Origin of the sequence: Streptomyces sp. NPDC052721 (assembly GCF_040678315.1) — a bacterium.
Taxonomy (GTDB): Bacteria; Actinomycetota; Actinomycetes; order Streptomycetales; family Streptomycetaceae; genus Streptomyces.
This window is the reverse complement of record NZ_JBFATL010000013.1, coordinates 136,173-158,501: the sequence shown is the minus strand read 5'-3', so window position 1 is coordinate 158,501 and position 22,329 is coordinate 136,173. Positions and strand designations below refer to the sequence as shown.

The window sequence follows — 22,329 nt, the reverse complement described above, 5'->3', positions numbered from 1 at the left end:
TTCGGGTTGGGCGGAACCTCGGAATCGCTTCCTAGCGTCTTCGGCGTGCCAGCAAGTGCAACGAAATCCCTGCGGGTCGCCGTCCTCGCGGACTCCGACACCCGGTGGAAGTGGGGCGCGCTCACCGCGCGGCGCCTGACTCCCGCGGCTGCCGAGGTCCGGCTCGACGGCTACCTCCTGCGGGGACGCGCCACCCCCACCGCCCGCCAGCTGAAGGAAGTCGGCGTCCAGGCCGACTCCCTGCGCGAGGTCACCGGCGTCGAGTTCCTGCGCGCGATGAGCGAGGACCCCGGCAACCGGTACGACGTCCTCGTGCTCGCCCTCGTCGGCGGCGGTGTGCAGGCGACGCTGCACGGACTGCGCGCCGCCTGGGGCTCCGGGAAGCGTCCCGTGGTCGTCACCGGCTATGTCGGCGTCGTCTACGAGAAGCTCACCGACGGGCTGCTGCTGCGGCACGGCGCGGACCTCGTCCTCGCCAACTCCCGCCACGACGCCGACCGGTTCCGGGCCGTGTACGAGGGCGTGGGCGCCGACGCCTCCTCGGTCACCGAGGTCGCACTGCCGTTCCTCGGCGGCGAGCCGTACACCGGCGAACACGAGCCGTACACCGTGGTGTTCGCCGCCCAGCCGTCCGTGCCGGACAACCGCCGGGACCGCGCCTACCTGCTGAACCGTCTCATCGAGCACGCCCGGAAGCACCCCGGGCGGGAGGTGCTGCTCAAGCTGCGCTCCCAGCCCGGCGAGCACACCACCCACATCGAGGAGCTGCCGTACCAGAAGCTGGCCCAGGGCCAGGACCTGCCGGCCAACTTCCGCCTGGTGTACGGGCACATGGGCGAGGTGCTGGACCGCACCGACCTGCTGGTCACGGTCAGCTCCACCGCCGCCCTGGAGGCCCTGCACCGCCGTATCCCGACGGCCGTCCTCACCGACCTCGGGGTCCGTGAGGCGCTCGGCAACCACCACTTCACCGGCTCCGGCTGCCTCGCCTCCTGGGACCAGCTCGACGCCGGGCACCGGCCGGTGCCCAACGAGGAGTGGGTGGCCCGGCAGGGCGTGGGCGCCGACGGGACCTACGCCACCGCGTTCGACAGCGCCCGCGAACGCATCGCCCAGCTGCTGGACCGGCCGGACGGGCTGCCGCCCCTCACGCCCTACTACACCCCCGAGACCGCCCCCGGCTATCTGCCCGGCATCCTCGCCCGCCACCACCTCGGCCCCGACGGCGTCCCGCTGCCCGGAGCGCCCGCCGCCGACAAGACGCCCGGCCCCGTCCGGCAGATCGTGCGCCGGGCCGCGCGCGGCGCCTACCGGCACGGCGTCCAGCGGGTCGCCCCCGTGATCCGGCGGATGGGCGAGCTGTGACCTCACCCCAAGGAGTAGACCCCATGTCCAACCCGGCAGCGGGCCCAGGCGCTTCGATCCGTCGGGTGCTCGCGGTGATCCCCGCGCGCGGCGGCTCCAAGGGCGTGCCCGCGAAGAACCTCGCCCCGGTGGGCGGTGTCCCGCTGGTGGCCCGCGCGGTGCGCGAGTGCCGGGCGAGCCGGCTGGTGACCGACGTCGTCGTCTCCACCGACGACCAGGCCATCGCCGCCGCCGCCCGGGAGGCCGGCGCCGAGGTCGTGCTGCGGCCCGCCGCCATCGCCGGGGACACCGCCACCTCCGAGGCCGCGGTCCTGCACGCCATGGACACCCACGAGACGCTGCACGGCGCCCCCGTCGACGTGGTCCTGCTCGTGCAGTGCACCAGCCCCTTCCTCGTCCGCGAGGACATCGACGGGGTCGCCGCCGCGGTCGCCGAGAACGGCGCCGACACCGCCGTCACCGTGGCCCCCTTCCACGGCTTCGTCTGGCGGGAGGCCGACGAGCCCACCGAGGGCGGTCGTGGGGTCAACCACGACAAGTCCTACCGCCCGCGCCGCCAGGACCGCCCCCAGGACTTCCTGGAGACCGGCGCCGCCTACGCGATGGACGCGGCCGGCTTCCGCGAGCACCACCACCGCTTCTTCGGCCACACCGAGCTGGTCCGCACCGACCCGGCCCGGGTGCTGGAGATCGACGACCCGCACGACCTGGCCCGCGCCCGCGCCCTCGCACCCCTCTTCGACGCGGACCGCCCCGGCGCGCTGCCGACCGCCGACGACGTGGACGCGGTCGTACTCGACTTCGACGGCACCCAGACCGACGACCGGGTGCTGATCGACTCCGACGGACGGGAGTTCGTCGCCGTGCACCGCGGCGACGGCCTCGGCATCGCGGCCCTCCGCAGGAGCGGCCTGAAGCTGCTGATCCTGTCCACGGAACAGAACCCGGTCGTCGCCGCCCGCGCACGGAAGCTGCGGATCCCCGTGCTGCACGGCATCGACCGGAAAGACCTCGCGCTGAAGCAGTGGTGCGAGGAGCAGGGCATCGCGCCGGAGCGCGTGCTCTACGTCGGCAACGACGTCAACGACCTGCCGTGCTTCGCCCTCGTGGGCTGGCCCGTGGCGGTCGCGAGCGCTCACGACGTCGTACGCGGCGCCGCACGCGCGGTCACCACCGTCCCCGGCGGTGACGGCGCGATCCGGGAGATCGCCAGCTGGATCCTCGGCCCCTCTCTCGATTCCCTCCCCAAGTAAGGACACCCCCTGATGAGCACCAACTCCCGTCTGCGCACCTTCGGTACGCGCGAGGTCGGCCCCGGCAAGCCCGTGTACATCTGCGGCGAGATCGGCATCAACCACAACGGTGAGCTGGAGAACGCCTTCAAGCTGATCGACGTGGCCGCCGAGGCCGGCTGCGACGCCGTGAAGTTCCAGAAGCGCACCCCCGAGATCTGCACCCCGCGCGACCAGTGGGACATCGAGCGCGACACCCCCTGGGGCCGGATGACCTACATCGACTACCGCCACCGGGTGGAGTTCGGCGAGGACGAGTACCGCCAGATCGACGCGTACTGCAAGGAGAAGGGGATCGCCTGGTTCGCCTCCCCGTGGGACACCGAGGCCGTCGCCTTCCTGGAGAAGTTCGACGTGCCCGCCCACAAGGTGGCCTCCGCCTCCCTGACGGACGACGAGCTGCTGCGCGCCCTGCGCGCCACGGGCCGCTCCGTCATCCTCTCGACGGGCATGTCCACCCCGCGCCAGATCCGCCACGCCGTGGAGGTCCTGGGCTCGGACAACATCCTCCTCTGCCACGCCACCTCCACCTACCCGGCCAAGGCCGAGGAGCTGAACCTCCGCGTGATCAACACGCTGGAGAAGGAGTACCCGAACGTCCCGATCGGCTACTCCGGCCACGAGACGGGCCTGCAGACCACGCTGGCGGCGGTCGCGCTGGGCGCAACCTTCGTCGAGCGCCACATCACCCTGGACCGCGCGATGTGGGGCTCCGACCAGGCCGCCTCGGTCGAGCCGCAGGGCCTCACGCGGCTCGTCCGGGACATCCGCACCATCGAGGCCTCCCTCGGCGACGGCGTCAAGAAGGTCTACGACTCCGAACTCGGCCCGATGAAGAAGCTGCGCCGCGTCACCGGCGTCGTCGCCGAGGCGGAGATCGCCGCGGCGGCGGGCGAGCCGGTCTCGGTGTGAATCCAGGTCACTTACGACGGGACGGTCGTACGCCGATGAGCCCCCGCGCCGGCCAGGCCGGCCACCCCGCCCGCACGCTCGCCTTCGTGGAGAGCCCGGTACAGCTGCTGAACGTACTGGAGTGGGCACACCTGCACGGCCTGCACGACACCGCGCCTTCCGGCCCGTCCGTGCCGTCGCCCCCGCCCGGCCGAGGCCCGGCCACCCCGCCGGCCGGGACCGGCCCGCAACGCCCCACGCAGCCGGGCTTCGGCGGCGCGGGGCCGGATGCACCGCGGGACTCTGGTGACGCCGGGCCGGACGCGCCGCCCGGCGGGGGCGGCTCGGGGTCGGGTGTGCTGTCCGGTCCTGGCGGCGCGGGGCCGGATGTGCCGTCCGGTCCTGGCGGCGCGGGGCCGGCCACGGCCTCTGTGTCGGCGCCGGCCCTGCCCACGCAGCCAGGGTCACCGCAGGTCGGCCCGGCGTACGCCGGCCCCGCGTACGCCGGGCCGGCGTCGGCTGCGCCCGCGCACACCGTGCCCGCGCAGGCCCGGCGGTTGCCGGCCGGGGCGGTGCCGGCCGGGGCGGTGGCGGGCGGTGCGGTGACGGGCGGTGCGGAGCTCACCGTCGTCGTGCTGTCCCCGACCGACCCCATGACCCGGGGCCAGCTGCGCCGCATGGCGGACCTGGCCCGGGACGAGGGGTACCGGGTGCGCTGGGAAGAGGCGCGGGGCGGCACGACCGCGCCCTTCCACACCATCGGCGGCCTGGCCGGTTCCCTGCGCCGGGCCGACCGGATCGTCATGGGAGACCCCTTCTCCCGCTACGTACAGCTGCTGCTGACCATCACCCGCGCCCGCGACCTCGTGGTCGTGGACGACGGCACGGCGACGATGGAGTTCGTCGCCCAGCTGGCCCGCGGTGAACGCCTGGTCCGCTGGCACCGCAAGGGCGGCCGGCCCGGCGCCCGAGACCTGCTCTTCGCACCGGTCTCCTCCTCCGCCCGGCGCCGCCTCACCCCGAGCGACCGCCGGCGCGTCGAGGTCTTCTCCTCCATGCCGGTGACCGAGGTCCCGGACGGCGTGACCGTGACCGCCAACGACTTCGCCTGGACCCGCGCCCGCTTCGGCCCGCCGCGCATCACGCAGAGCGCCGACCTGGTCGGCACCTCCCTGGTGGAGACCGGGGTCGTGGACGGCGACCGCTATCTGGAGGCCGTCCGGAACCTGGCCGAGGCCCACGGCGCCACCCGCTACTTCGCCCACCGCCGCGAGAGCGCCGGGAAACTGCGCCGTCTGGCCGCCGGGACGGGCCTGGAGATAGTCCGCCCGGACCTCCCGCTGGAACTGATCGCCCGCCGCGGCCCGATCGGCCGGACGGTCCTCAGCTTCCCCTCCACCGTCGTCCACACCCTGCCGCTGGCCCTGGCCGGCACGGGCGTGCGCGTGGCGGTCTGCGACATCGACCCGAGCTGGCTCACCGACACCGCCTCCCCCCGCGCCCAGGGCTTCCTCTCCGGCGTGACCGGCACGGCCCGGGACGTCCACCGGCTGGCGGCGGTGAGCCCGGCGTAGCCGTCCGCAGCGTCGGCACCGCAGTATGAGTACGCATACTCAGGCGCCCGGTCATCACATCTCGGTAGGCTCCTTCACCTCGTGCACGGGACCTGCATGAGACGGCGGAAGCCTGCTGGAATCGGGGAAACGGGGAGAACATCACGCATGGCGTGGGACGAGTGGGAGCGACTGAAGGCGGATGCCGCGGCCCGCGGCTCCACGGGGATGCAGCTGAACCACGTTCCGATGGATCCGGGCGGTAGCGGGACCGGTGATCTGAAGTCGGACAGGAAGGCCTGGACGAAGGCCGGCGCGGACACCAAGGGCCTGCAGGACGACATCGGCCAGGCCCTGGGCAAGCTGGACGACGGGCAGTCGGGGCTGGGGGACACGTCGGGCGTGCAGTCGGCGGCGGCGCAGCAGGAGCTGTACGCGTCCTGGAAGAAGTACGTCGGTGACGTGAAGGGCCGCTGCGGTGAACTGGGCGGACTGCTGGAGCGCTCCGGGCACGACCTCGCGATGTCGGACGCCGATGTGAAGGCCGAGCTGGACAAGATCAGCGCCAAGTACCACGACACCGAGGCCGTCGGCGGCCAGGCGAAGGGCCGGTGACGGGGGCTCATGGACATCGCGACGTTAAAGGCCCTGAAGCCCTCCGAGTACGAGGAGGCGGCCGACGGATACCGGGCCACGAGCGAGATGGCGAGCACCGCCAAGGACACGGTCGAGAACCAGATCTCCGCCGGTATCCGCAACCAGCTGAAGGGCGAGACGGCCGACGCGGCCCTGCGTGAGCTCAAGGAGCTGGGCGAGAACTTCCACTACGTCCAGACCGAGTGCGCCCTGGTCAGTACGGCGCTGAACGGGTTCGCGTACGACATGGCGGCGGCCAAGCGCAAGCTGGAGGCGGCCCTGGCGGATGCCGAGGCAGCCGGGTGCACGGTGGGCGCGGACGGCTCCGTCACCTTCCCGGCCGGCGGCACGGAGGTCGACGGCAAGGTGCCCGAGGGCGGCACCGTGTCGCCCTCGACCAGCTTGACGGATCCGACGGCCAACGCGATCGAGCAGCAGGCCATCCACCAGCACCCGAACCCGAACTTCGGCAAGGCCATCGGCTTCGCGAACCGCATCGGGGACGCGCTGAAGGAGGCCACGGACGCGGACGCCAAGTGGGCGCCGAAGCTGCGCGCGCTGAAGGCCGACGACGACCTGGTGGTGTCCGACCGGGACTGGTCCGACGCCAGGTCCGACCAGGACGGGGTGAACGAGGCCGGCAAGAAGTACCTCGACTCCCTGCCCCAGCCGCCCCAGGACGGCAGCCCGAAGGACAACGCGGCCTGGTGGAAGAACCTCAGCGACGAGGAGCGCGCGGCCTGGCTCTCCCTCCGCCCGGACGCCGTGGGCAAGCTCGACGGACTTCCCTCGACGGTCCGCGACGAGGCCAACCGCATCGTCCTGGACGAAACCCGGGCCCGCTACCAGCTGGAACTCAACTCCATCCCGAAGCCGCCGGTCAACGAGTGGACGTACATCGCCGGCTACGGCGGCTGGGCGTCCAAGGTCCACACCGACGAATGGATGGACTGGTACAAGCAGTACGGCGAGCGCTACGACCACCTCACCAAGTCGCTCAAGGGCATGCAGAGCATTCAGGACCGCTTCGACGCCACCGGCAAGGCCACTGACAAGGACCACAAGGGCCTGCCTGAGGCGTACCTGCTGGGGTTCAGCGCGGAGGGCAACGGGCGGGCGATCATCGCCAACGGCGACCCGGACACGGCCCGGCACCAGGCGGTCTACGTGCCGGGCACGACGTCCAACCTCAGCAACATCAGCGGCAACATCGACCGGATGACCGCCACCTGGCGTGTGGCCACCGACGAGGCCGACGGGCAGCCAGTCTCCACGATCACCTGGCTCGGCTACGACGCCCCGCAGGACATCGTGAAGGACTCGCCGTTCCGGCACTACGCGGACGACGGCGCGCCGGCCTTCAACCGCTTCCTCGACGGACTGGAGACCTCGCACACCGGTGAGGCCCCGCCACACCGCACCGTGATCGGACACTCGTACGGCACCACCCTCGTCGGCTCGGCCGCCGACCACGGCACGCTGAACGCGGACGACGTGGTCACCGCGGGCAGCCCCGGCGTCACGGTGCCCAAGGCGGAGCAGCTCGACGTGCCCAAGGGCCACGTCTGGAACGAGGAGGCCGACGGGGACGTTGTACCCGACATCGGCCGCTTCGGCCACGGCGGCACTGACTGGGACGGTCCCTGGACCGTGCCCAGTGACGAGCGGTTCGGGGCGAATCAGATGACCACGGACACCAAGGGTCACAGCGGGTACTGGGACGAGGGCTCCGACAGCCTGCTCAACCAGGCGCTGGTCGTCGCGGGGCACACGGAGGACGTGAAGCTGAAGGAACCGACTCCCACCTGGAAGTACACCCGTTAGGCAGAGCGAGGCCCGTCGATCTTGATGAAGCGTATGAGCGCAGTCGCGCTCCTCCTGTCCACCGCCCTCACCACTCTCACCGGATGCAGCATGAGCTCCAGCACGGAATCCGGCGACGTCCCGTCCGCCGGTACCAGCACGTCACGGGACGCCGCCGAGCGGATCCAGCAGGTGTCCAGCCAGCTGTACGACCTGATCAAAGTCAAGGGGAAGGCCTCCGACGGTGGCCCCGGCGTCCAGGAGTGCGCGGGCAAGGACCGGGACACGTACTTCCGGATCTTCCACAAGTGGAGCTTCTATCCCACGTTGCCGGCCGATCTCGACGCCGCGATGGAGCACCTCAAGGAAGGGCTGCCCCAGCACGGCTGGAAGATCGTCCAGTACGGCCCCGACACCAGCCAGAACAAGAACCTGATTCTGATCGCCGACAACGACGAGCAGAAGGCCGGCGTGCACATCACCCAGATGAAGAAGAGGAACCCGCCCAAGCTGAGCCTGATGGTGGTCTCCGGCTGCTACCAGGTCCCCGACGGCCAGGAGGTCGAGCACTTCTAGGCCCCGCCCCGCCCCGCCGCCCCCCGCCTCACCCCCGGCGCGCCAGCACGAACCCCCGCGCCCGGGTCTCCTCCCCGGCCGGCTCCCGGAGTACCGTCGCCACCAGTTCCAGACCGGCACCCGTCAGTGCCTCGGCGACCTGCTCCGGCGTGCGCCAGTAGTAGTCGAGGTCGATGTCGTGGCCGAACCGCTCGGCCAGGTGGAGCCGGCCGGGCTCGGGGCCGGACTGGAAGCCGAGCAGGGCGTGCCCGCCGGGGGCCAGGGTGCGGTGGAACTCCGCGAAGGCCGTCGGCAGCTCCTCGTCGGGCAAGTGGATGGTCGAGTACAGGGCGAGGACGCCGCCCAGCGTGGCGTCGGGCAGGTCCAGCGCGGTCATCGAACCGACGTGGAAGCGCAGGGCGGGGTACGCCTCGCGGGCCAGGGTCACCATCGCGGGGGAGAGGTCCACCCCGAACACCGGCACCCCCTGCTCGTGCAGCAGCGCGGTGATGTGCCCGGGCCCGCTGCCCAGGTCGGCGACGGGGGCGGAGCCGTTCGCCGTGACCAGCTCGGCGAAGGTCCTGATCAGGGCGCGGTCCAGCGGGTGGATCTCCCCGGGAGGGAAGCGGGCGCTGTAGTCCCTGGCGATCGTGTCGTAGGAGGTACGGGTCGTCCGGAGGAAGTCCGCGGTCGGGTCGCTCACGTCGGCGGACCCTACCGGGAGGGGGACCGCGGCGGGGTCCGGTTCGTGGACACGGCGCGCGTGACCCCCGCGAGGCGTGGTATCCGTGGAGGAGGAAACAGAGTTTCTACCCACCAGAGTTCACCGTCATGCGTCCGCCGGTCAGATTTTATTCCCCTAACGGGCTGAACTTTTGTTGATCGAGGGGTAGTTGACCAGCCGGGCGTCCTACCCTTCAGAGGGTGAAGCAATTGATGTCCCTAGAGTCCGAGGCCGGCCTCCCGGGGGATGTGCTCCCCGGCGTGCTGAGCGAGTCCCTGCACGCCGAACTCGTCGCCTTCCGTCGCGACCTGCACATGCACCCCGAGCTGGGCAACCAGGAGTTCCGTACGACCGCCGCGATCAAGGAGCGGCTGGAGCAGGCCGGGCTGAAGCCCCGCGTCCTGAGCACGGGAACGGGACTCGTCTGTGACATCGGTCTCGCGGAGGGCGAGCACCCGTCCGTCCCCCTGCTGGCCCTGCGCGCCGACATCGACGCCCTGCCCATCCCGGACACCAAGAGCGACTGCCCGTACCGGTCGACCGTGCCGGACCGGGCGCACGCGTGCGGTCACGACGTGCACACCACCGTCGTCCTCGGCACCGGACTGGTCCTCGCCGACCTGCACGCCAAGGGCCTGCTGCCCCGCCCGGTGCGGCTGCTCTTCCAGCCCGCCGAGGAGGTGCTGCCCGGCGGCGCCCTGGACGCCATCGAGGACGGCGCGCTGACCGGCGTGGGCCGCATCCTCGCGGTGCACTGCGACCCCAAGGTGGAGGCCGGGAAGGTCGGGCTGCGGCACGGGCCGATCACCAGCGCCTGCGACCGCCTGGAGATCGCGCTCGACGGCCCCGGCGGGCACACCGCCCGCCCCCACCTGACCACCGACCTGGTCACCGCCGCGGCCCGGGTCGCCGTGGACGTCCCCGCGCTGATCGCCCGCCGGCTCGACACCCGCGCCGGTCTCGCCCTCACCTGGGGCCGCATCGAGTCCGGCCACGCCCCGAACGTGATCCCGCAGCACGCGGAGCTGTCCGGGACCGTGCGCCTGCTGGACCTGGAGGCCTGGCGGCAGGCCCCCGACATCGTGCACGCGGCGATCGACGAGGTCGCCACGCTGCACCGGGCCAAGTCCGAGATCACCTATGTGCGCGGGGTGCCGCCGGTCGTCAACGACCGGGAGTCGACCGAGCTGCTGCGCCGGGCCATGGTCGCCCGGCGCGGCATGAAGTCCGTGGAGAGCACCGAGCAGAGCCTCGGCGGCGAGGACTTCTCCTGGTACCTGGAGCACGTCCCGGGCGCCATGGCCCGGCTCGGGGTGCGCCGGCCCGGTGAGCGCACGGTGCGCGATCTCCACCAGGGCGATTTCGACGCCGACGAGCATGCGATCACGGTGGGTGTGGAGATGTTCACCGCCGCCGCGTTCCTGGACGTCAACGGGTCGCAGAGCTGAGCGGACGGCCCCCTGTGAGCCCCTTCCCGGGGCTCCGGGGGCCGCTGTCCGGTCCGGCGCAACACGGATGCAAGCCAATCGTGCACTGTCCGCAACAGCTGTGTGAGAGGACCAAGACACCGAGTTCAGGCAGTGTTTGCCTCGAATCGATAACGGCTTCCCGAGAGGGTTTTTTGCGACATCTACGCGCGTTACGATGCCGCGAAGCCGACGCCGCCGGGGCGTCTCGGCTGGAGCACTGGCATGGTGCTCACATCAAGCGCCGCCAAGGCGCTCAGGTCAGGTGAAGGAGCCTTCCCGTGCGCCGGGTAGCCAAGCTTTCCGCTGCGTGTCTCGCGTCCGCAGCACTCGCACTGACTGCCACTGCCTGTGGCAGCACCTCCTCCGATAACGAGTCCGGCTCGTCCGCCTCGTCCGCCTCGGGCGGCGGCAAGGGCGTCAAGGTCGGTCTCGCCTTCGACGTCGGCGGCCGTGGCGACCGCTCGTTCAACGACTCCGCCGCGCGCGGTGTCGACAAGGCCGAGAAGGAGTTCGGCGGCGACGTCAAGGAGCTGACCGCGAAGACCTCGGACACCGAGGCCGACCGCGAGCAGCGCCTGTCCGACCTGGCCGACGCCGGCTACAACCCCGTCATCGGTGTCGGCTACGCCTACGCCGCCTCGATGACCAAGGTCGCCGCGAAGTATCCGAAGACCACCTTCGGCATCGTCGACTCGGTGGTGAACGGCAAGAACGTCGACAGCATCACCTTCACCGAGGAGCAGGGCTCCTACCTGGCCGGTGTCGCCGCCGCGCTGAAGACCAAGACGAAGCACGTCGGCTTCATCGGTGGTGTCGACGTCCCGCTGATCAAGAAGTTCGAGGCGGGTTACGTCCAGGGCGTCAAGGACACCAACCCGAAGATCAAGGTCGACACGCAGTACCTGTCCCACGGCTCGGACACCTCCGGCTTCGCCAGCCCCGACAAGGGCAAGGAGGCCGCGCAGGGCATGCTCGACAACGGCGCGGACGTCGTCTACACGGCGGCCGGCTCCTCCGGCAACGGCGCCATCGAGGCCGTGGCCGGCAAGAAGGGCGCCTGGGCCATCGGCGTGGACTCGGACCAGTACAGCATCCCGGGTCTGGCCAAGTACAAGAACTCGATCCTGACCTCGGTCGTCAAGAACGTCGACGTCGGTGTCTACGACCTGGTCAAGTCGGTCCACGACGGCAAGCCGCTGAACGGCACCAACACCTACTCGCTCGCCAAGGACGGCGTCTCGCTGGCCACCAGCGGTGGCTTCATCGACGACATCAAGGCCAAGCTGGACGCGGCGCAGAAGAAGATCGTCGACGGCTCGATCAAGGTCAAGACCACCCCGTGACCTGATGGGTCCCGTCGGACCCCGGCTCGGCGGGGGCTCCCTTCGCAGCCCCCGCCGAGCCATAACAATGTGTCAACTCTACGCGTGTAGCACGGAGTTGCCGCGCTAGCGTCGCCGACGCCTGCCCCCTCCCCGCAGCCCCTTTCCCCGAGGAGAGTGCGCCATCAACGCGTCCAGCCCTCCCGCTGCCGTCGAACTGCGCGGCATCACCAAGCGTTTCCCCGGCGTCGTCGCCAACCGCGACATCGACATCACGGTCCGCACGGGCACCGTCCACGCCCTGTGCGGTGAGAACGGCGCCGGCAAGTCCACCCTGATGAAGATCCTCTACGGCATGCAGCAGCCGGACGAGGGCACCATCACCGTGGGTGGCGAACAGGTCGTCTTCCACAACCCCGGCGACGCCATCGCCCGCGGCATCGGCATGGTGCACCAGCACTTCATGCTCGCCGACAACCTCACCGTCCTGGAGAACGTCGTCCTCGGCGCGGAGAAGCTGCACGGCATCGGGGGCAAGGCACGCGCCCGGATCAAGGAGATCTCCGACGCCTACGGACTGGGCGTCCGGCCCGACGCCCTGGTCGAGGAACTCGGCGTCGCCGACCGCCAGCGCGTGGAGATCCTCAAGGTCCTCTACCGCGGCGCCAAGACCCTCATCCTGGACGAACCGACCGCCGTCCTCGTGCCGCAGGAGGTCGACGCCCTCTTCGACAACCTGCGCGAACTCAAGGCCGAGGGCCTCACCGTCATCTTCATCTCGCACAAGCTGGGCGAGGTGCTCTCCGTCGCCGACGAGATCACCGTCATCCGGCGCGGCACCACCGTCGGCACCGTCGACCCGCGCGGCACCACCCCCAAGCAGCTCGCCGAGCTGATGGTCGGCAGCGAGCTGCCCACCCCGGAGACCCAGGAGTCCACGGTCACGGACGTCCCGATGCTCACGGTGGAGGGCCTGCACCTCGCGCAGACCGACCTCGACGGCATCGAGCGGATCATCCTGGACGAGATCTCCTTCACCATCCACAAGGGCGAGGTCCTCGGCATCGCCGGCGTGGAGGGCAACGGCCAGTCCGAACTGGTCGAGGCGATCATGGGCATGCGCCGGCCCGACGCCGGCGTCGTCACCCTCGACGGCACCGACATCTCCCACGCCCCGACCCGCGACCGCCGCGAGTCCGGCATCGGCTACATCCCCGAGGACCGCCACCGCCACGGCCTGCTGCTGGAAGCCCCGCTGTGGGAGAACCGCATCCTCGGGCACGTCACCGAGAGGCCCAACTCGCGCGGCGGACTGCTCGACCTCAAGGCCGCCCGCGCCGACACCCAGCGCATCGTCGAGGCCTACGACGTCCGCACTCCCGGCATCGACGTCACCGCCGCCTCCCTGTCCGGCGGCAACCAGCAGAAGCTGATCGTCGGCCGGGAGATGAGCCACCACCCCAAGCTGCTCATCGCCGCCCACCCCACCCGCGGTGTGGACGTCGGCGCGCAGGCCGCCATCTGGGACTACATCCGCGAGGCCCGCCGCGAGGGACTGGCCGTGCTGCTGATCTCCGCGGACCTGGACGAGCTGATCGGGCTCTCCGACACCCTGCGGGTGATGTACCGCGGCCGTCTGGTCGCCGACGCCGACCCCGCCACGATCACCCCCGAAGAGCTGGGCTCCGCCATGACGGGTGCGGCCACCGGCCACCTGGAGCACACAGAGGACGACGAGCGATGAACAAGCTGACCTCACGGATCGACAAGGAGCGGCTGCTCCTCGGCGTGGCCGCGCCCCTGCTGGCGGTCGTCGCCGCGCTCGTCGTCACCACCGTGGTGATCCTCGCGACCGGCAAGAACCCCGGCGACGCCTTCAGCGACATGGTGACCTACGGCTTCGCCAGCGACAGCCAGGTCTACATCCTGAACAAGGCGACGACGTACTACCTCGCGGGTGTCGCGGTGGCCATCGGCTTCCGCATGAACCTGTTCAACATCGGTGTCGACGGCCAGTACCGGCTCGCCGCGTTCATCGCCGCGGTCCTCGGCGGGGCGCTCACCGTGCCCGGCTGGCTCGCCGTCCCGCTGATCATCATCTGTGCCATGGCGACCGGCGCCCTGTGGGCGGCCATTGCCGGCGTCCTCAAGGTGACCCGGGGCGTCAGCGAGGTCATCTCGACCATCATGCTGAACTCCATCGCCACCGCGGTCATCGCCTACCTGCTCCAGCCCGGCAAGCTCGGCCAGCTGGACCAGGCCGGCACCCTCGTCTCCACCAAGCCGCTGCCGTCGTCCTCCTACTTCTTCAGCTTCGACACCGGCCCGGCCGGCGAGCTGTGGGGCTTCATCGTCGTCGCCGTGCTCGTCGGCGTCGCGTACTGGTTCGTGCTCGGCCGCACCCGGTTCGGCTTCGACCTGCGCACCGTCGGCCAGTCCGAGACCGCCGCCGCCGCGAGCGGCGTCGGGGTGAAGAAGATGGTCGCCACCAGCATGATCATCTCGGGTGCGGTGGCCGGCCTGATCGGCATGCCGACCCTGCTGAACGACAGCCACCAGTTCAGCAACGACTTCCCGGCCGGCATCGGCTTCACCGGCATCGCCATCGCCCTGCTCGGCCGCAACCACCCGGTCGGCATCGCGCTCGGCGCGCTGCTCTGGGGCTTCCTGGAGCGCACCACCAACCACCTGGAATTCCAGGGCTACGACAAGGAAATCCTCGGCGTCATCCAGGGCGTCATCGTGCTGTGCGTCGTCATCGCCTACGAGGTCGTACGCCGCTACGGCATGAAGCGCCAGCAGCAGCGCGTCGGCGCCGAACTCGCCGCCCAGGCCGCCGCCCCGACGAAGAAGCAGGAGGTGGCGTGATGACTGCCACGATGACCGACGCGCCGCCGCCGGCGGCTCCCAAGGCGGCGGACGCGCCGCAGCGCTCCGGCCGCTCCCTCGGCCTCGTCCTCATGATCGTCGCGGGTGCGCTGCTGCTCGTCGCCGCCGTCCGCGTGATCACCGGAGCCAACCAGCTCGACTCCGCGGGCCAGGTCGCCGCCGCCCTCGGCCTCGCCGTACCGATCGGACTCGCCGGACTCGCGGGCCTGTGGTCGGAGCGGGCCGGCGTGGTCAACATCGGCCTCGAAGGCATGATGATCCTCGGCACCTTCGGCGCCGGCTGGATCGGCTGGCAGACCAGCCCCTGGCTCGGCCTGGTGTGCGGCATCGCCTTCGGCGTCCTCGGCGGCCTGGTGCACGCCGTCGCCACCGTCACCTTCGGCGTCGACCACATCGTCTCCGGTGTCGCCGTCAACCTGCTCGCGCTCGGTGCCACCCAGTACCTGGCCAAGCTGTTCTTCGCCGACGGCAAGGCCGCAGAGGCGGGCGGCAACCCCAAGCAGTCCCCGCCCGCGGACACACTGCCCCACGTCACCGTCCCCGGCCTCTCGGACAGCCTCGCGTCGATCGAGAAGCACCACTGGTTCCTGGTCTCCGACCTCGCCGGCATCATCGGCGGCCTGATCACCAACCTGTCGGTGGTGACGATCATCGCCGTGCTGCTGTTCGTCGGCAGCTGGTGGCTGCTGTGGCGCACCCCGTTCGGGCTGCGGCTGCGCTCCTGCGGTGAGAACCCGGTCGCCGCCGAGTCCCTCGGCGTCAACGTCTACCAGTACAAGTACGCGGCCGTGGCCGTCTCCGGCGGCCTCGCCGGCCTCGGCGGCGCCTTCCTCGCGCTGGTCACCTCGCACACCTACCTGGAGGGCCAGACCGGCGGCCGCGGCTACATCGGTCTCGCCGCCATGATCTTCGGCAACTGGCGCCCCGGCGGCCTCGCCATGGGCGCCGGCCTGTTCGGCTACTCGGACGCGCTCCAGCTGCGCAACGGCGGCGTGACCGTCCACGCCCTGCTCCTGCTGCTGGTCGTCCTGCTCGCGCTGCTGGCCGGCTGGAAGCTCTACAAGAAGGCCCTGGTGCAGGGCGTGGTCAGCGCCGTCATGGCCGCGCTGGTCCTGGTCTGGTACCTGCTCACCGACGAGGTCCCCAGCGACTTCGTCGGTGCCACCCCGTACGTCGTCACGCTGCTGGTGCTGTCGCTGTCCGCGCAGCGCCTGCGGATGCCGAAGGCGGACGGCATGCGCTACCGGAAGGGCCAGGGCAAGTGACCGGGCGAGCCGCCGACTTCGACTGGGAGGCCCTGCGCGCCGAGGCACGGGAGGCCATGACCCACGCCTACGCCCCCTACTCCGGCTACCCGGTCGGCGTGGCCGCCCTGGTCGACGACGGCCGCACGGTCACCGGCTGCAACGTCGAGAACGCCTCCTACGGCCTCGGCCTGTGCGCCGAGTGCGGCCTCGTCTCCCAGCTCCAGCGCACGGGCGGCGGCCGGCTGACGCACTTCACCTGCGTCGACGGCACCGGCGCCCTGCTGGTCCCGTGCGGCCGGTGCCGCCAGCTGCTCTACGAGTTCGGCGGCCCGGACCTGTTGCTGGACACCCCGGCGGGCGTCCTCCCGCTCTCCGAGATGCTGCCCCAGGCCTTCGGCCCGGACCATCTCACCCCGTAATGCCGTACGGCCCCCCTGCCCCGCTCGCAGGGGGGCCGCGCACTTCGCACTTCCCGGAAGGAACCACACCCGCCATGGCCATGGACGCCATCTCCGTCATCCGCACCAAGCGGGACCGCGGTGAGCTGACCGACGAGCAGATCGACTGGGTCATCGACGCGTACACCCGGGGCGAGGTCGCCGACGAGCAGATGTCCGCGCTCGCCATGGCGATCCTGCTGAACGGCATGAACCGCCGTGAGATCGCCCGCTGGACCGCGGCCATGATCGCCTCCGGTGAGCGCATGGACTTCTCCTCGCTGTCCCGCCCGACGGCCGACAAGCACTCCACGGGCGGCGTCGGCGACAAGATCACCCTCCCGCTGGCCCCGCTCGTCGCCGCCTGCGGCGCGGCCGTCCCCCAGCTCTCCGGCCGGGGCCTCGGCCACACCGGCGGCACCCTGGACAAGCTGGAGTCGATCCCCGGCTGGCGCGCGCTGCTCTCCAACGAGGAGATGCTGAACGTCCTGGACACCACGGGCGCGGTGATCTGTGCGGCGGGCGACGGACTGGCCCCCGCCGACAAGAAGCTCTACGCCCTGCGCGACGTCACCGGCACGGTCGAGGCGATCCCCCTGATCGCCTCCTCGATCATGTCGAAGAAGATCGCCGAGGGCACCGGCTCCCTGGTCCTGGACGTGAAGGTGGGCACGGGCGCCTTCATGAAGACGATCGAGGACGCCCGCGAGCTGGCCTCCACGATGGTCGGCCTCGGCACCGACCACGGCGTGAAGACGGTCGCGCTCCTGACGGACATGTCCACCCCGCTCGGCCTCACGGCGGGCAACGCCCTGGAGGTCCGCGAGTCGGTCGAGGTCCTGGCCGGCGGCGGCCCCGCGGACGTCGTGGAACTGACCATCGCCCTGGCCCGCGAGATGCTCGACGCGGCCGGGGTGAAGGACGCCGACCCGGCGAAGGCCCTCGCCGACGGCTCGGCGATGGACGTCTGGCGCCGGATGATCGCGGCGCAGGGCGGCGACCCGGACGCCCCGCTGCCCACGGCGAAGGAGCAGCACGTCGTCAAGGCCCCGTCCTCCGGTGTCCTGACCCGTCTGGACGCGTACGACATCGGGGTCGGCGCCTGGCGGCTCGGCGCCGGCCGAGCCCGCAAGGAGGACCCGGTGCAGGCGGGCGCGGGCATCGAGCTGCACGCCAAGCCGGGCGACACGGTGACCAAGGGCCAGCCCCTGCTGACCCTGCACACCGACACCCCGGAGCGCTTCGACTACGCGCTCCAGGCGGTGGCGGGCTCCTACGACATCGCGGCCCCGGGCACGGCCTTCACGGCGTCGCCCGTGGTGCGGGAACGTATCGCCTGACCTGGGCTTTCCTCACTCGGGTGAACGGGATCGGTGGACCGCCGCCGGTCCCGTTCGGCATGCTGGGATCGGTGACGCACCGATAGGAGACCGCCGTGAGCGCACTCACCGTCAGCCAGGACCCCGACCAGAACTGGGACGACCTCGTCCGGTACTGGGAGGAGATGGAATGGCCGGAGGGCAGCAAGGTGGAGATCATCGAGGGGATCATCACCGTGTCACCTGCTCCCGCGTTTCGTCACAACGTGATCGCGGCCCGCATCCAGCGTCGCCTCTACTCCGTGATCCCCGAGGACTGGGAAATCTTCCAGACACTGGCCATCGCCGTGCCGTCACGGCTGGGCATGCTCATCCCTGACCTGGTGGTTGCGCCGGTGCCGGAGCATCCCGAGTCGGACTCCCACCTCCCCGCCGCCCTCGCCGAACTCGTCGTCGAGGTCACCTCCAAGTCCAACGCCGGCCACGATCGCGTCAGCAAGCCCGCCGCCTACGCCACCGCCGGTATCCCGTTGTACCTCCTGATCGACCGCTGGGCCCCCGGAGGCCCCACCGCGACGCTCTACGGCGAGCCGAAGGGCGACGTCTACCGGGTCCTCAAGGCGGTCAAGTTCGGCGATCTCATCGAGCTGCCGGAACCGTTCGGCCTCACCATCGACACCGGCGAGTTCCCCGTCGACTGACCCGGCGTCAGCCCAACACCGCCGCCACCCCCACCAGCACCGGCAGTCCGGCGCCGCCCGAGCACATAGCCCACCCCGATGACGACCGCGATCACCGCGAACCCGCTCAGCACCCCCGCCACAGGGCCAACCCTGCGGGGCGGACCGGAAACCGGTCAATGTGATCTCCGCCGGCCGGACCGGCACCGCAGCCCGCCACCGCCCCCGATGAGTTCCGTCCGCCCCGCCGGTCTACCGCACGTGGATGCCGAGACCCCCGCCGTGCTGGTGCTGCCCGGGCACGTGCGTCGGGACGATGTGCCGGGGCTGTGTGCCGATGTGCGGGCGCTGCTGGAGGCCGGCGGGACCGGGGTGGTCGTCTGTGACGTGGGCGGGCTCGGGCCGCCGGGACTGGCGGCCGTCGACCTGCTGGCCCGGCTGGAGCTGACCGCCCGCCGGGCCGGCGGGCGGATACGGCTGCGGGACCCCGACCCCGCGCTACACGCCCTTCTCGACCTCGTCGGACTCCGCTTCCAGGTGGAGGGGCAGGCCGAAGAGCGGGAACCAGCGCTGGGTGTCGAGGAAGCAGTGGAATCCGGTGATCCGGCCGTCTGAGATCTCCAGCACCTGCACCGCCCACGGAGTGAACCCGCCGTTCTCCGGGTCCGGCTTGTAGTGCGCGAAGCCCGGCAGGCCGTTGGCCTGGACCGGCAGCAGCCGGGAACCGGCGCAGGAGGCGCCCAGGGTGGTCATGAAGCCGGTGATGTCCGCGGTGCCGCGCAGCCACAGGTCGAACGGCGGCATCGTCATGACGGCGTCCTCGTGCAGCAGCGCCGTCAGCGCCGTCATGTCATAGCCCTCGAACGCCTTGACGTAACGCTCCAGCAGCTTCTGCTGCTCCTCGTCCAGCGGATCGGACACCGCCCCCTCGGCGCCCGTGTCCCCGCGCTCGGCGAGCGTGGCCCGCGCCCGCTGCAAGGCGCTGTTCACCGAGGCGACCGTGGTGTCCAGCAGCTCGGCCACCTCGCTCGCCTTCCAGGCCAGCACCTCCCGCAGGATCAGCACCGCCCGCTGCTTGGGCGGCAGCTGCTGCAGGGTCGCCATGAAGGCGAGCCGGACCGACTCCTTGGCGACCGCCGCCTCCGCCGGGTCCTCCACGGTCGGCAGCACGCGCGCGTCCGGCATCGGCTCCAGCCAGGTGTTGTCCGGGCGCGGGGAGAGCGCCGCCTGCGCGAGCGGGGTCGCCTCCGACAGGTCCATCGGCCGGGCCCGCTTGCTGCCCGCCGCCAGCATGTCCAGGCACACGTTCGTCGCGATCCGGTACAGCCACGAGCGCAGGCTGGAACGGCCCTCGAACTTGTCGTAGCTCCGCCAGGCCCGCACCAGGGTGTCCTGCACCGCGTCCTCGGCCTCGAAGGAAGAGCCGAGCATCCGGTAGCAGTACCCGGTCAGCTCGGTCCGGTGCTTCTCCAGTGCGACGTCCAGATCGGCCGTCGCCGTGCTGTTGCCCATCGTCCACCCACCCCTGTGGCCGTCCTGTAGCGCGCCTTCGCGCCCCAGCACTTGGGAAGCTACCGCAGCCCACTGACAATGGCCCCCGGAGTGGGGAAAAGCCCAGCTCAGAACGGTTGCTTGCGGAAGCCGAGCGGCGTGCGCCGGCTCAGTGCGCGCCCACCGGCTCCCGCCGGGCCGCCACCCGGGCCGCCCGCGAGCCGAGGACGGTGATCGTGACGACACCGAGGACCGCGAGGAGGCCGACGCCGACCGTGCCCGTCCAGCCGTTCGCGTGGAAGGCCAGCGCGCCGACCGTACTGCCGACGCTGGAGCCGACGTAGTACGCGGACTGGTACAGCGCCGACGCCTGGGCCCGGCCGTGCGTGGCCGTCTTGCTGACCGCGGAGGAAGCCACCGCGTGCCCGGCGAAGAAGCCCGCCGTGATCAGCACCAGGCCCGCCAGGACCAGCACCAGGGAGGCGGTCAGGGACAGCAGCAGTCCCGCCGCCGTCGTACCGCCCGCCAGATACAGGGCGCCCCGGCGGCCGAACCGGCCCACCAGCCGGCCCGCGGCCGACGCGGAGACCGTACCCACCAGGTAGACCAGGAAGATCGAACCCACGATGCCCTGCGGCAGCCCGAACGGCGCCGCCGTCAGCCGGTAGCCGATCACCGTGTAGACACCGCCGAACACCGTCATGAACAGCGCGCCGATCGCGTACAGGCGGCGCAGCAGCGGGTCGGAGAGGTGCCCGCGGACGGTGCCGAGCAGGACCCGCGGGCGCAGCGAACCCGCCGTGAAGTGCTTCGGGGCCGGCAACAGCAGCCGGAACGCGACCGCGCAGGCCACCGCGAGCGCGCCGATCACCCCGACCGACACCCGCCAGCCCCACTCCTGCGCGACCCAGCCGGTGATCACCCGGCCGCTCATGCCGCCCACGCTGTTGCCCGCCACGAACAGCCCGATCGCCGTGACCAGCGCCTTCGGCCGCACCTCCTCCGCCAGGTACGCCTGCGCCGAGGCCGGCAGCCCGGCCAGCGCCGCGCCCTGCACCGCCCGCAGCACCACCAGCGTGCCGAGCGAGGGCGCGAAGGGCACCAGCATGCCGACCGTGACGGCGACCGCGAGCGAGGCGGTCATCACCGTACGGCGCCCGAACCGCTCGGACAGCGCGCTCATCGGCAGGACGAACAGCGCCAGCCCGCCGGTCGCGGCGGCCACGGTCCAGCTCGCCTCGCTCGCCGCGACCCCGAACTCCCCGGAGATCAGCGGCAGCAGGGCCTGGGTGGAGTAGAGGAGGGCGAAGGTCGCGACTCCGGCGAGGAACAGGGCGAGGCTCATCCGGCGGTAGCCGGGGCCGCCCGGGGTCAGCCGGGAGTCGGAATCGGAGGTACGGACGGGCGGAACGGCGCCCACGCTGGTGGACGCCCCGGTACTGGCGGGAGACATGCCTCGACCGTAGGACGGCCCCTCTCATGCGTCCAATGCATGGAATCGTCATAATCGTTCCCATGGCGCATCAGCACAGCTCACAGGCGCGACTGTCACCGTCCAGTGACGCAGAAGACATGGCGCTGTTGCTCGCGCCCCGCCTCGCGTACTTCGCCGGCGTGGCCCGCACCGAGCACGTCACCCGGGCCGCGCAGGAGCTGAACGTCCCGCAGTCCACCCTGTCGCGGGCGATGGTCCGCCTGGAGCGGGACCTGGGCGTCGACCTCTTCGCCCGCCACGGCCGCACGGTCTCCCTGACCACCGCCGGCCGCACCTTCCTCGCCTCCGTCGAGCGTGCCCTCGCCGAGATCGAGCGCGCCGCCGAGGAGGTCCGGGCGGACGCCGACCCGGCCACCGGCAAGGTCGCCTTCGGCTTCCTGCACACCATGGGCGCCGAAACCGTACCCGGCCTGCTGCACGCCTTCCGCGCCGACCATCCGCGCGTGCGCTTCAGCCTCGTCCAGAACTACGGCGAGGCCATGCTGGAGGGACTGCGCGCCGGCGAGCTGGACCTCTGCCTCACCTCACCCGTCCCCGACGCCCCCGACCTGGTCGCCCGCCGCCTGGACGAGCAGAAACTCCGCCTGGTCGTCCCCGCGGACCACCGGCTGGCGGCCCGCCGGCGCATCCGCCTGGCAGAAGCGGCCGAGGAAACCTTCGTCACCCTGGAACCGGGCTACGGCCTGCGCCGCATCACGGACGACCTCTGCCGCGAGGCCGGCTTCAAGCCCCGCATCGCCTTCGAGGGCGAGGAGGCGGAGACGCTGCGGGGCCTGGTGGCGGCGGGCCTGGGTGTCGCCCTCCTGCCGCCGCCGACGGTCCCGCGCCCGGGCGTGGTGGAACTGACGGTCACGGCCCCGAGGGCGGTGAGGGAGATCGGCGTGGCCTGGCCTGCCGACCGCCCGGACACCCCGCCGGTGGCCGCGTTCAAGAAGTTCCTGCTCTCAAGGAGGGGCAACTTGCTGCCTGCCTAGGCCCTGTCGTCAAACTCCCGTCTGCCGCGCGACGCCATGCACGCACTCTCGCCGCACCGGGCCCCGACCCAAGTACATCCAGTACGAGGGCCGGGGCCCGGCACGCCGAGAGCACGCACCTGACGCCGCGTGGCCCGCCCTCCGGGCGGACGACGGGAGTTTGACGACAGGACCTAGCAGGGGCACT

General features: G+C 71.5%; 20 protein-coding genes. 17 read left to right on the top strand and 3 right to left on the bottom strand.

Features of this window, described 5'->3' with window-relative positions:
* Positions 1-45 precede the first annotated feature (45 nt).
* From AB0L21_RS15790 to AB0L21_RS15760, 7 genes are all read left to right on the top strand, one after another.
* A complete protein-coding gene (locus tag AB0L21_RS15790) occupies positions 46-1,365 on the top strand; it encodes a DUF6716 putative glycosyltransferase (protein WP_365698980.1) in 1,320 nt (439 codons plus the stop codon).
* A gap of 23 nt (positions 1,366-1,388) precedes the next feature.
* Positions 1,389-2,618 (top strand): N-acylneuraminate cytidylyltransferase, encoded by a 1,230-nt coding sequence (locus tag AB0L21_RS15785; RefSeq protein WP_365784477.1) that lies wholly within the window; start codon positions 1,389-1,391, stop codon positions 2,616-2,618.
* A 12-nt stretch (positions 2,619-2,630) separates the two neighbouring features.
* Positions 2,631-3,569: an N-acetylneuraminate synthase family protein gene (locus AB0L21_RS15780; protein ID WP_365784475.1), complete on the top strand. Its 939-nt coding sequence runs from the start codon at positions 2,631-2,633 to the stop codon at positions 3,567-3,569.
* Positions 3,570-4,201: 632 nt separating this feature from the next.
* Positions 4,202-5,122: a hypothetical protein gene (locus AB0L21_RS15775; RefSeq protein ID WP_365784501.1), complete on the top strand. Its 921-nt coding sequence runs from the start codon at positions 4,202-4,204 to the stop codon at positions 5,120-5,122.
* A 147-nt stretch (positions 5,123-5,269) separates the two neighbouring features.
* Positions 5,270-5,716, top strand: a complete 447-nt coding sequence (locus AB0L21_RS15770) for a hypothetical protein (protein ID WP_365784474.1) — start codon at positions 5,270-5,272, stop codon at positions 5,714-5,716.
* A gap of 9 nt (positions 5,717-5,725) precedes the next feature.
* Complete coding sequence (locus tag AB0L21_RS15765; protein ID WP_365784472.1) at positions 5,726-7,561, top strand: alpha/beta hydrolase; 1,836 nt, start codon at positions 5,726-5,728, stop codon at positions 7,559-7,561.
* A gap of 33 nt (positions 7,562-7,594) precedes the next feature.
* Positions 7,595-8,116 carry a hypothetical protein gene (locus tag AB0L21_RS15760; protein WP_365784470.1) on the top strand — a complete coding sequence of 174 codons (522 nt, stop codon included), beginning with the start codon at positions 7,595-7,597 and terminating at the stop codon, positions 8,114-8,116.
* A gap of 28 nt (positions 8,117-8,144) precedes the next feature.
* Here the strand turns inward: AB0L21_RS15760 and AB0L21_RS15755 are convergent, their stop codons facing one another.
* On the bottom strand, positions 8,145-8,798 hold the full coding sequence (locus tag AB0L21_RS15755) for a class I SAM-dependent methyltransferase (protein WP_365784468.1): 654 nt from the start codon (positions 8,796-8,798) through the stop codon (positions 8,145-8,147).
* A 233-nt stretch (positions 8,799-9,031) separates the two neighbouring features.
* Here AB0L21_RS15755 and AB0L21_RS15750 point away from each other — a divergent pair, with 233 nt between their 5' ends.
* The 9 genes from AB0L21_RS15750 (at position 9,032) to AB0L21_RS15710 (ending at position 18,797) form a co-directional block, all read left to right on the top strand.
* Positions 9,032-10,267, top strand: a complete 1,236-nt coding sequence (locus tag AB0L21_RS15750; RefSeq protein ID WP_365698988.1) for a M20 family metallopeptidase — start codon at positions 9,032-9,034, stop codon at positions 10,265-10,267.
* A gap of 299 nt (positions 10,268-10,566) precedes the next feature.
* Complete coding sequence (locus AB0L21_RS15745; protein ID WP_365698989.1) at positions 10,567-11,631, top strand: BMP family ABC transporter substrate-binding protein; 1,065 nt, start codon at positions 10,567-10,569, stop codon at positions 11,629-11,631.
* A gap of 163 nt (positions 11,632-11,794) precedes the next feature.
* Positions 11,795-13,354 carry an ABC transporter ATP-binding protein gene (locus AB0L21_RS15740; protein WP_365784499.1) on the top strand — a complete coding sequence of 520 codons (1,560 nt, stop codon included), beginning with the start codon at positions 11,795-11,797 and terminating at the stop codon, positions 13,352-13,354.
* A complete protein-coding gene (locus AB0L21_RS15735; RefSeq protein ID WP_365698990.1) occupies positions 13,351-14,478 on the top strand; it encodes an ABC transporter permease in 1,128 nt (375 codons plus the stop codon). The genes AB0L21_RS15740 and AB0L21_RS15735 overlap by 4 nt, the downstream gene beginning before the upstream one ends.
* Positions 14,478-15,764, top strand: coding sequence for an ABC transporter permease (locus tag AB0L21_RS15730; protein ID WP_365698991.1), 1,287 nt, complete (start codon positions 14,478-14,480; stop codon positions 15,762-15,764). Before AB0L21_RS15735 ends, AB0L21_RS15730 begins: the two co-directional genes overlap by 1 nt.
* The gene (locus AB0L21_RS15725; RefSeq protein ID WP_365698992.1) at positions 15,761-16,165 is read left to right on the top strand and encodes a cytidine deaminase; all 405 of its coding nucleotides are present in this window, start codon (positions 15,761-15,763) and stop codon (positions 16,163-16,165) included. Before AB0L21_RS15730 ends, AB0L21_RS15725 begins: the two co-directional genes overlap by 4 nt.
* 80 nt (positions 16,166-16,245) lie before the next feature.
* Positions 16,246-17,523: a thymidine phosphorylase gene (locus AB0L21_RS15720; RefSeq protein ID WP_365784497.1), complete on the top strand. Its 1,278-nt coding sequence runs from the start codon at positions 16,246-16,248 to the stop codon at positions 17,521-17,523.
* Positions 17,524-17,618: 95 nt separating this feature from the next.
* Positions 17,619-18,203 carry a Uma2 family endonuclease gene (locus AB0L21_RS15715; RefSeq protein ID WP_365784465.1) on the top strand — a complete coding sequence of 195 codons (585 nt, stop codon included), beginning with the start codon at positions 17,619-17,621 and terminating at the stop codon, positions 18,201-18,203.
* A 207-nt stretch (positions 18,204-18,410) separates the two neighbouring features.
* Positions 18,411-18,797, top strand: a complete 387-nt coding sequence (locus AB0L21_RS15710) for an STAS domain-containing protein (protein WP_365784463.1) — start codon at positions 18,411-18,413, stop codon at positions 18,795-18,797.
* Here the strand turns inward: AB0L21_RS15710 and AB0L21_RS15705 are convergent.
* The gene (locus AB0L21_RS15705) at positions 18,681-19,694 is read right to left on the bottom strand and encodes a sigma-70 family RNA polymerase sigma factor (RefSeq protein WP_365698995.1); all 1,014 of its coding nucleotides are present in this window, start codon (positions 19,692-19,694) and stop codon (positions 18,681-18,683) included. The two genes, AB0L21_RS15710 and AB0L21_RS15705, sit on opposite strands and share 117 nt — an antisense overlap.
* 148 nt (positions 19,695-19,842) lie before the next feature.
* A complete protein-coding gene (locus AB0L21_RS15700; protein ID WP_365784461.1) occupies positions 19,843-21,126 on the bottom strand; it encodes an MFS transporter in 1,284 nt (427 codons plus the stop codon).
* A 62-nt stretch (positions 21,127-21,188) separates the two neighbouring features.
* On the opposite strand from AB0L21_RS15700, the gene AB0L21_RS15695 reads away from it, so the two are divergent.
* A complete protein-coding gene (locus tag AB0L21_RS15695) occupies positions 21,189-22,142 on the top strand; it encodes a LysR substrate-binding domain-containing protein (protein ID WP_365698997.1) in 954 nt (317 codons plus the stop codon).
* Positions 22,143-22,329 lie beyond the last annotated feature (187 nt).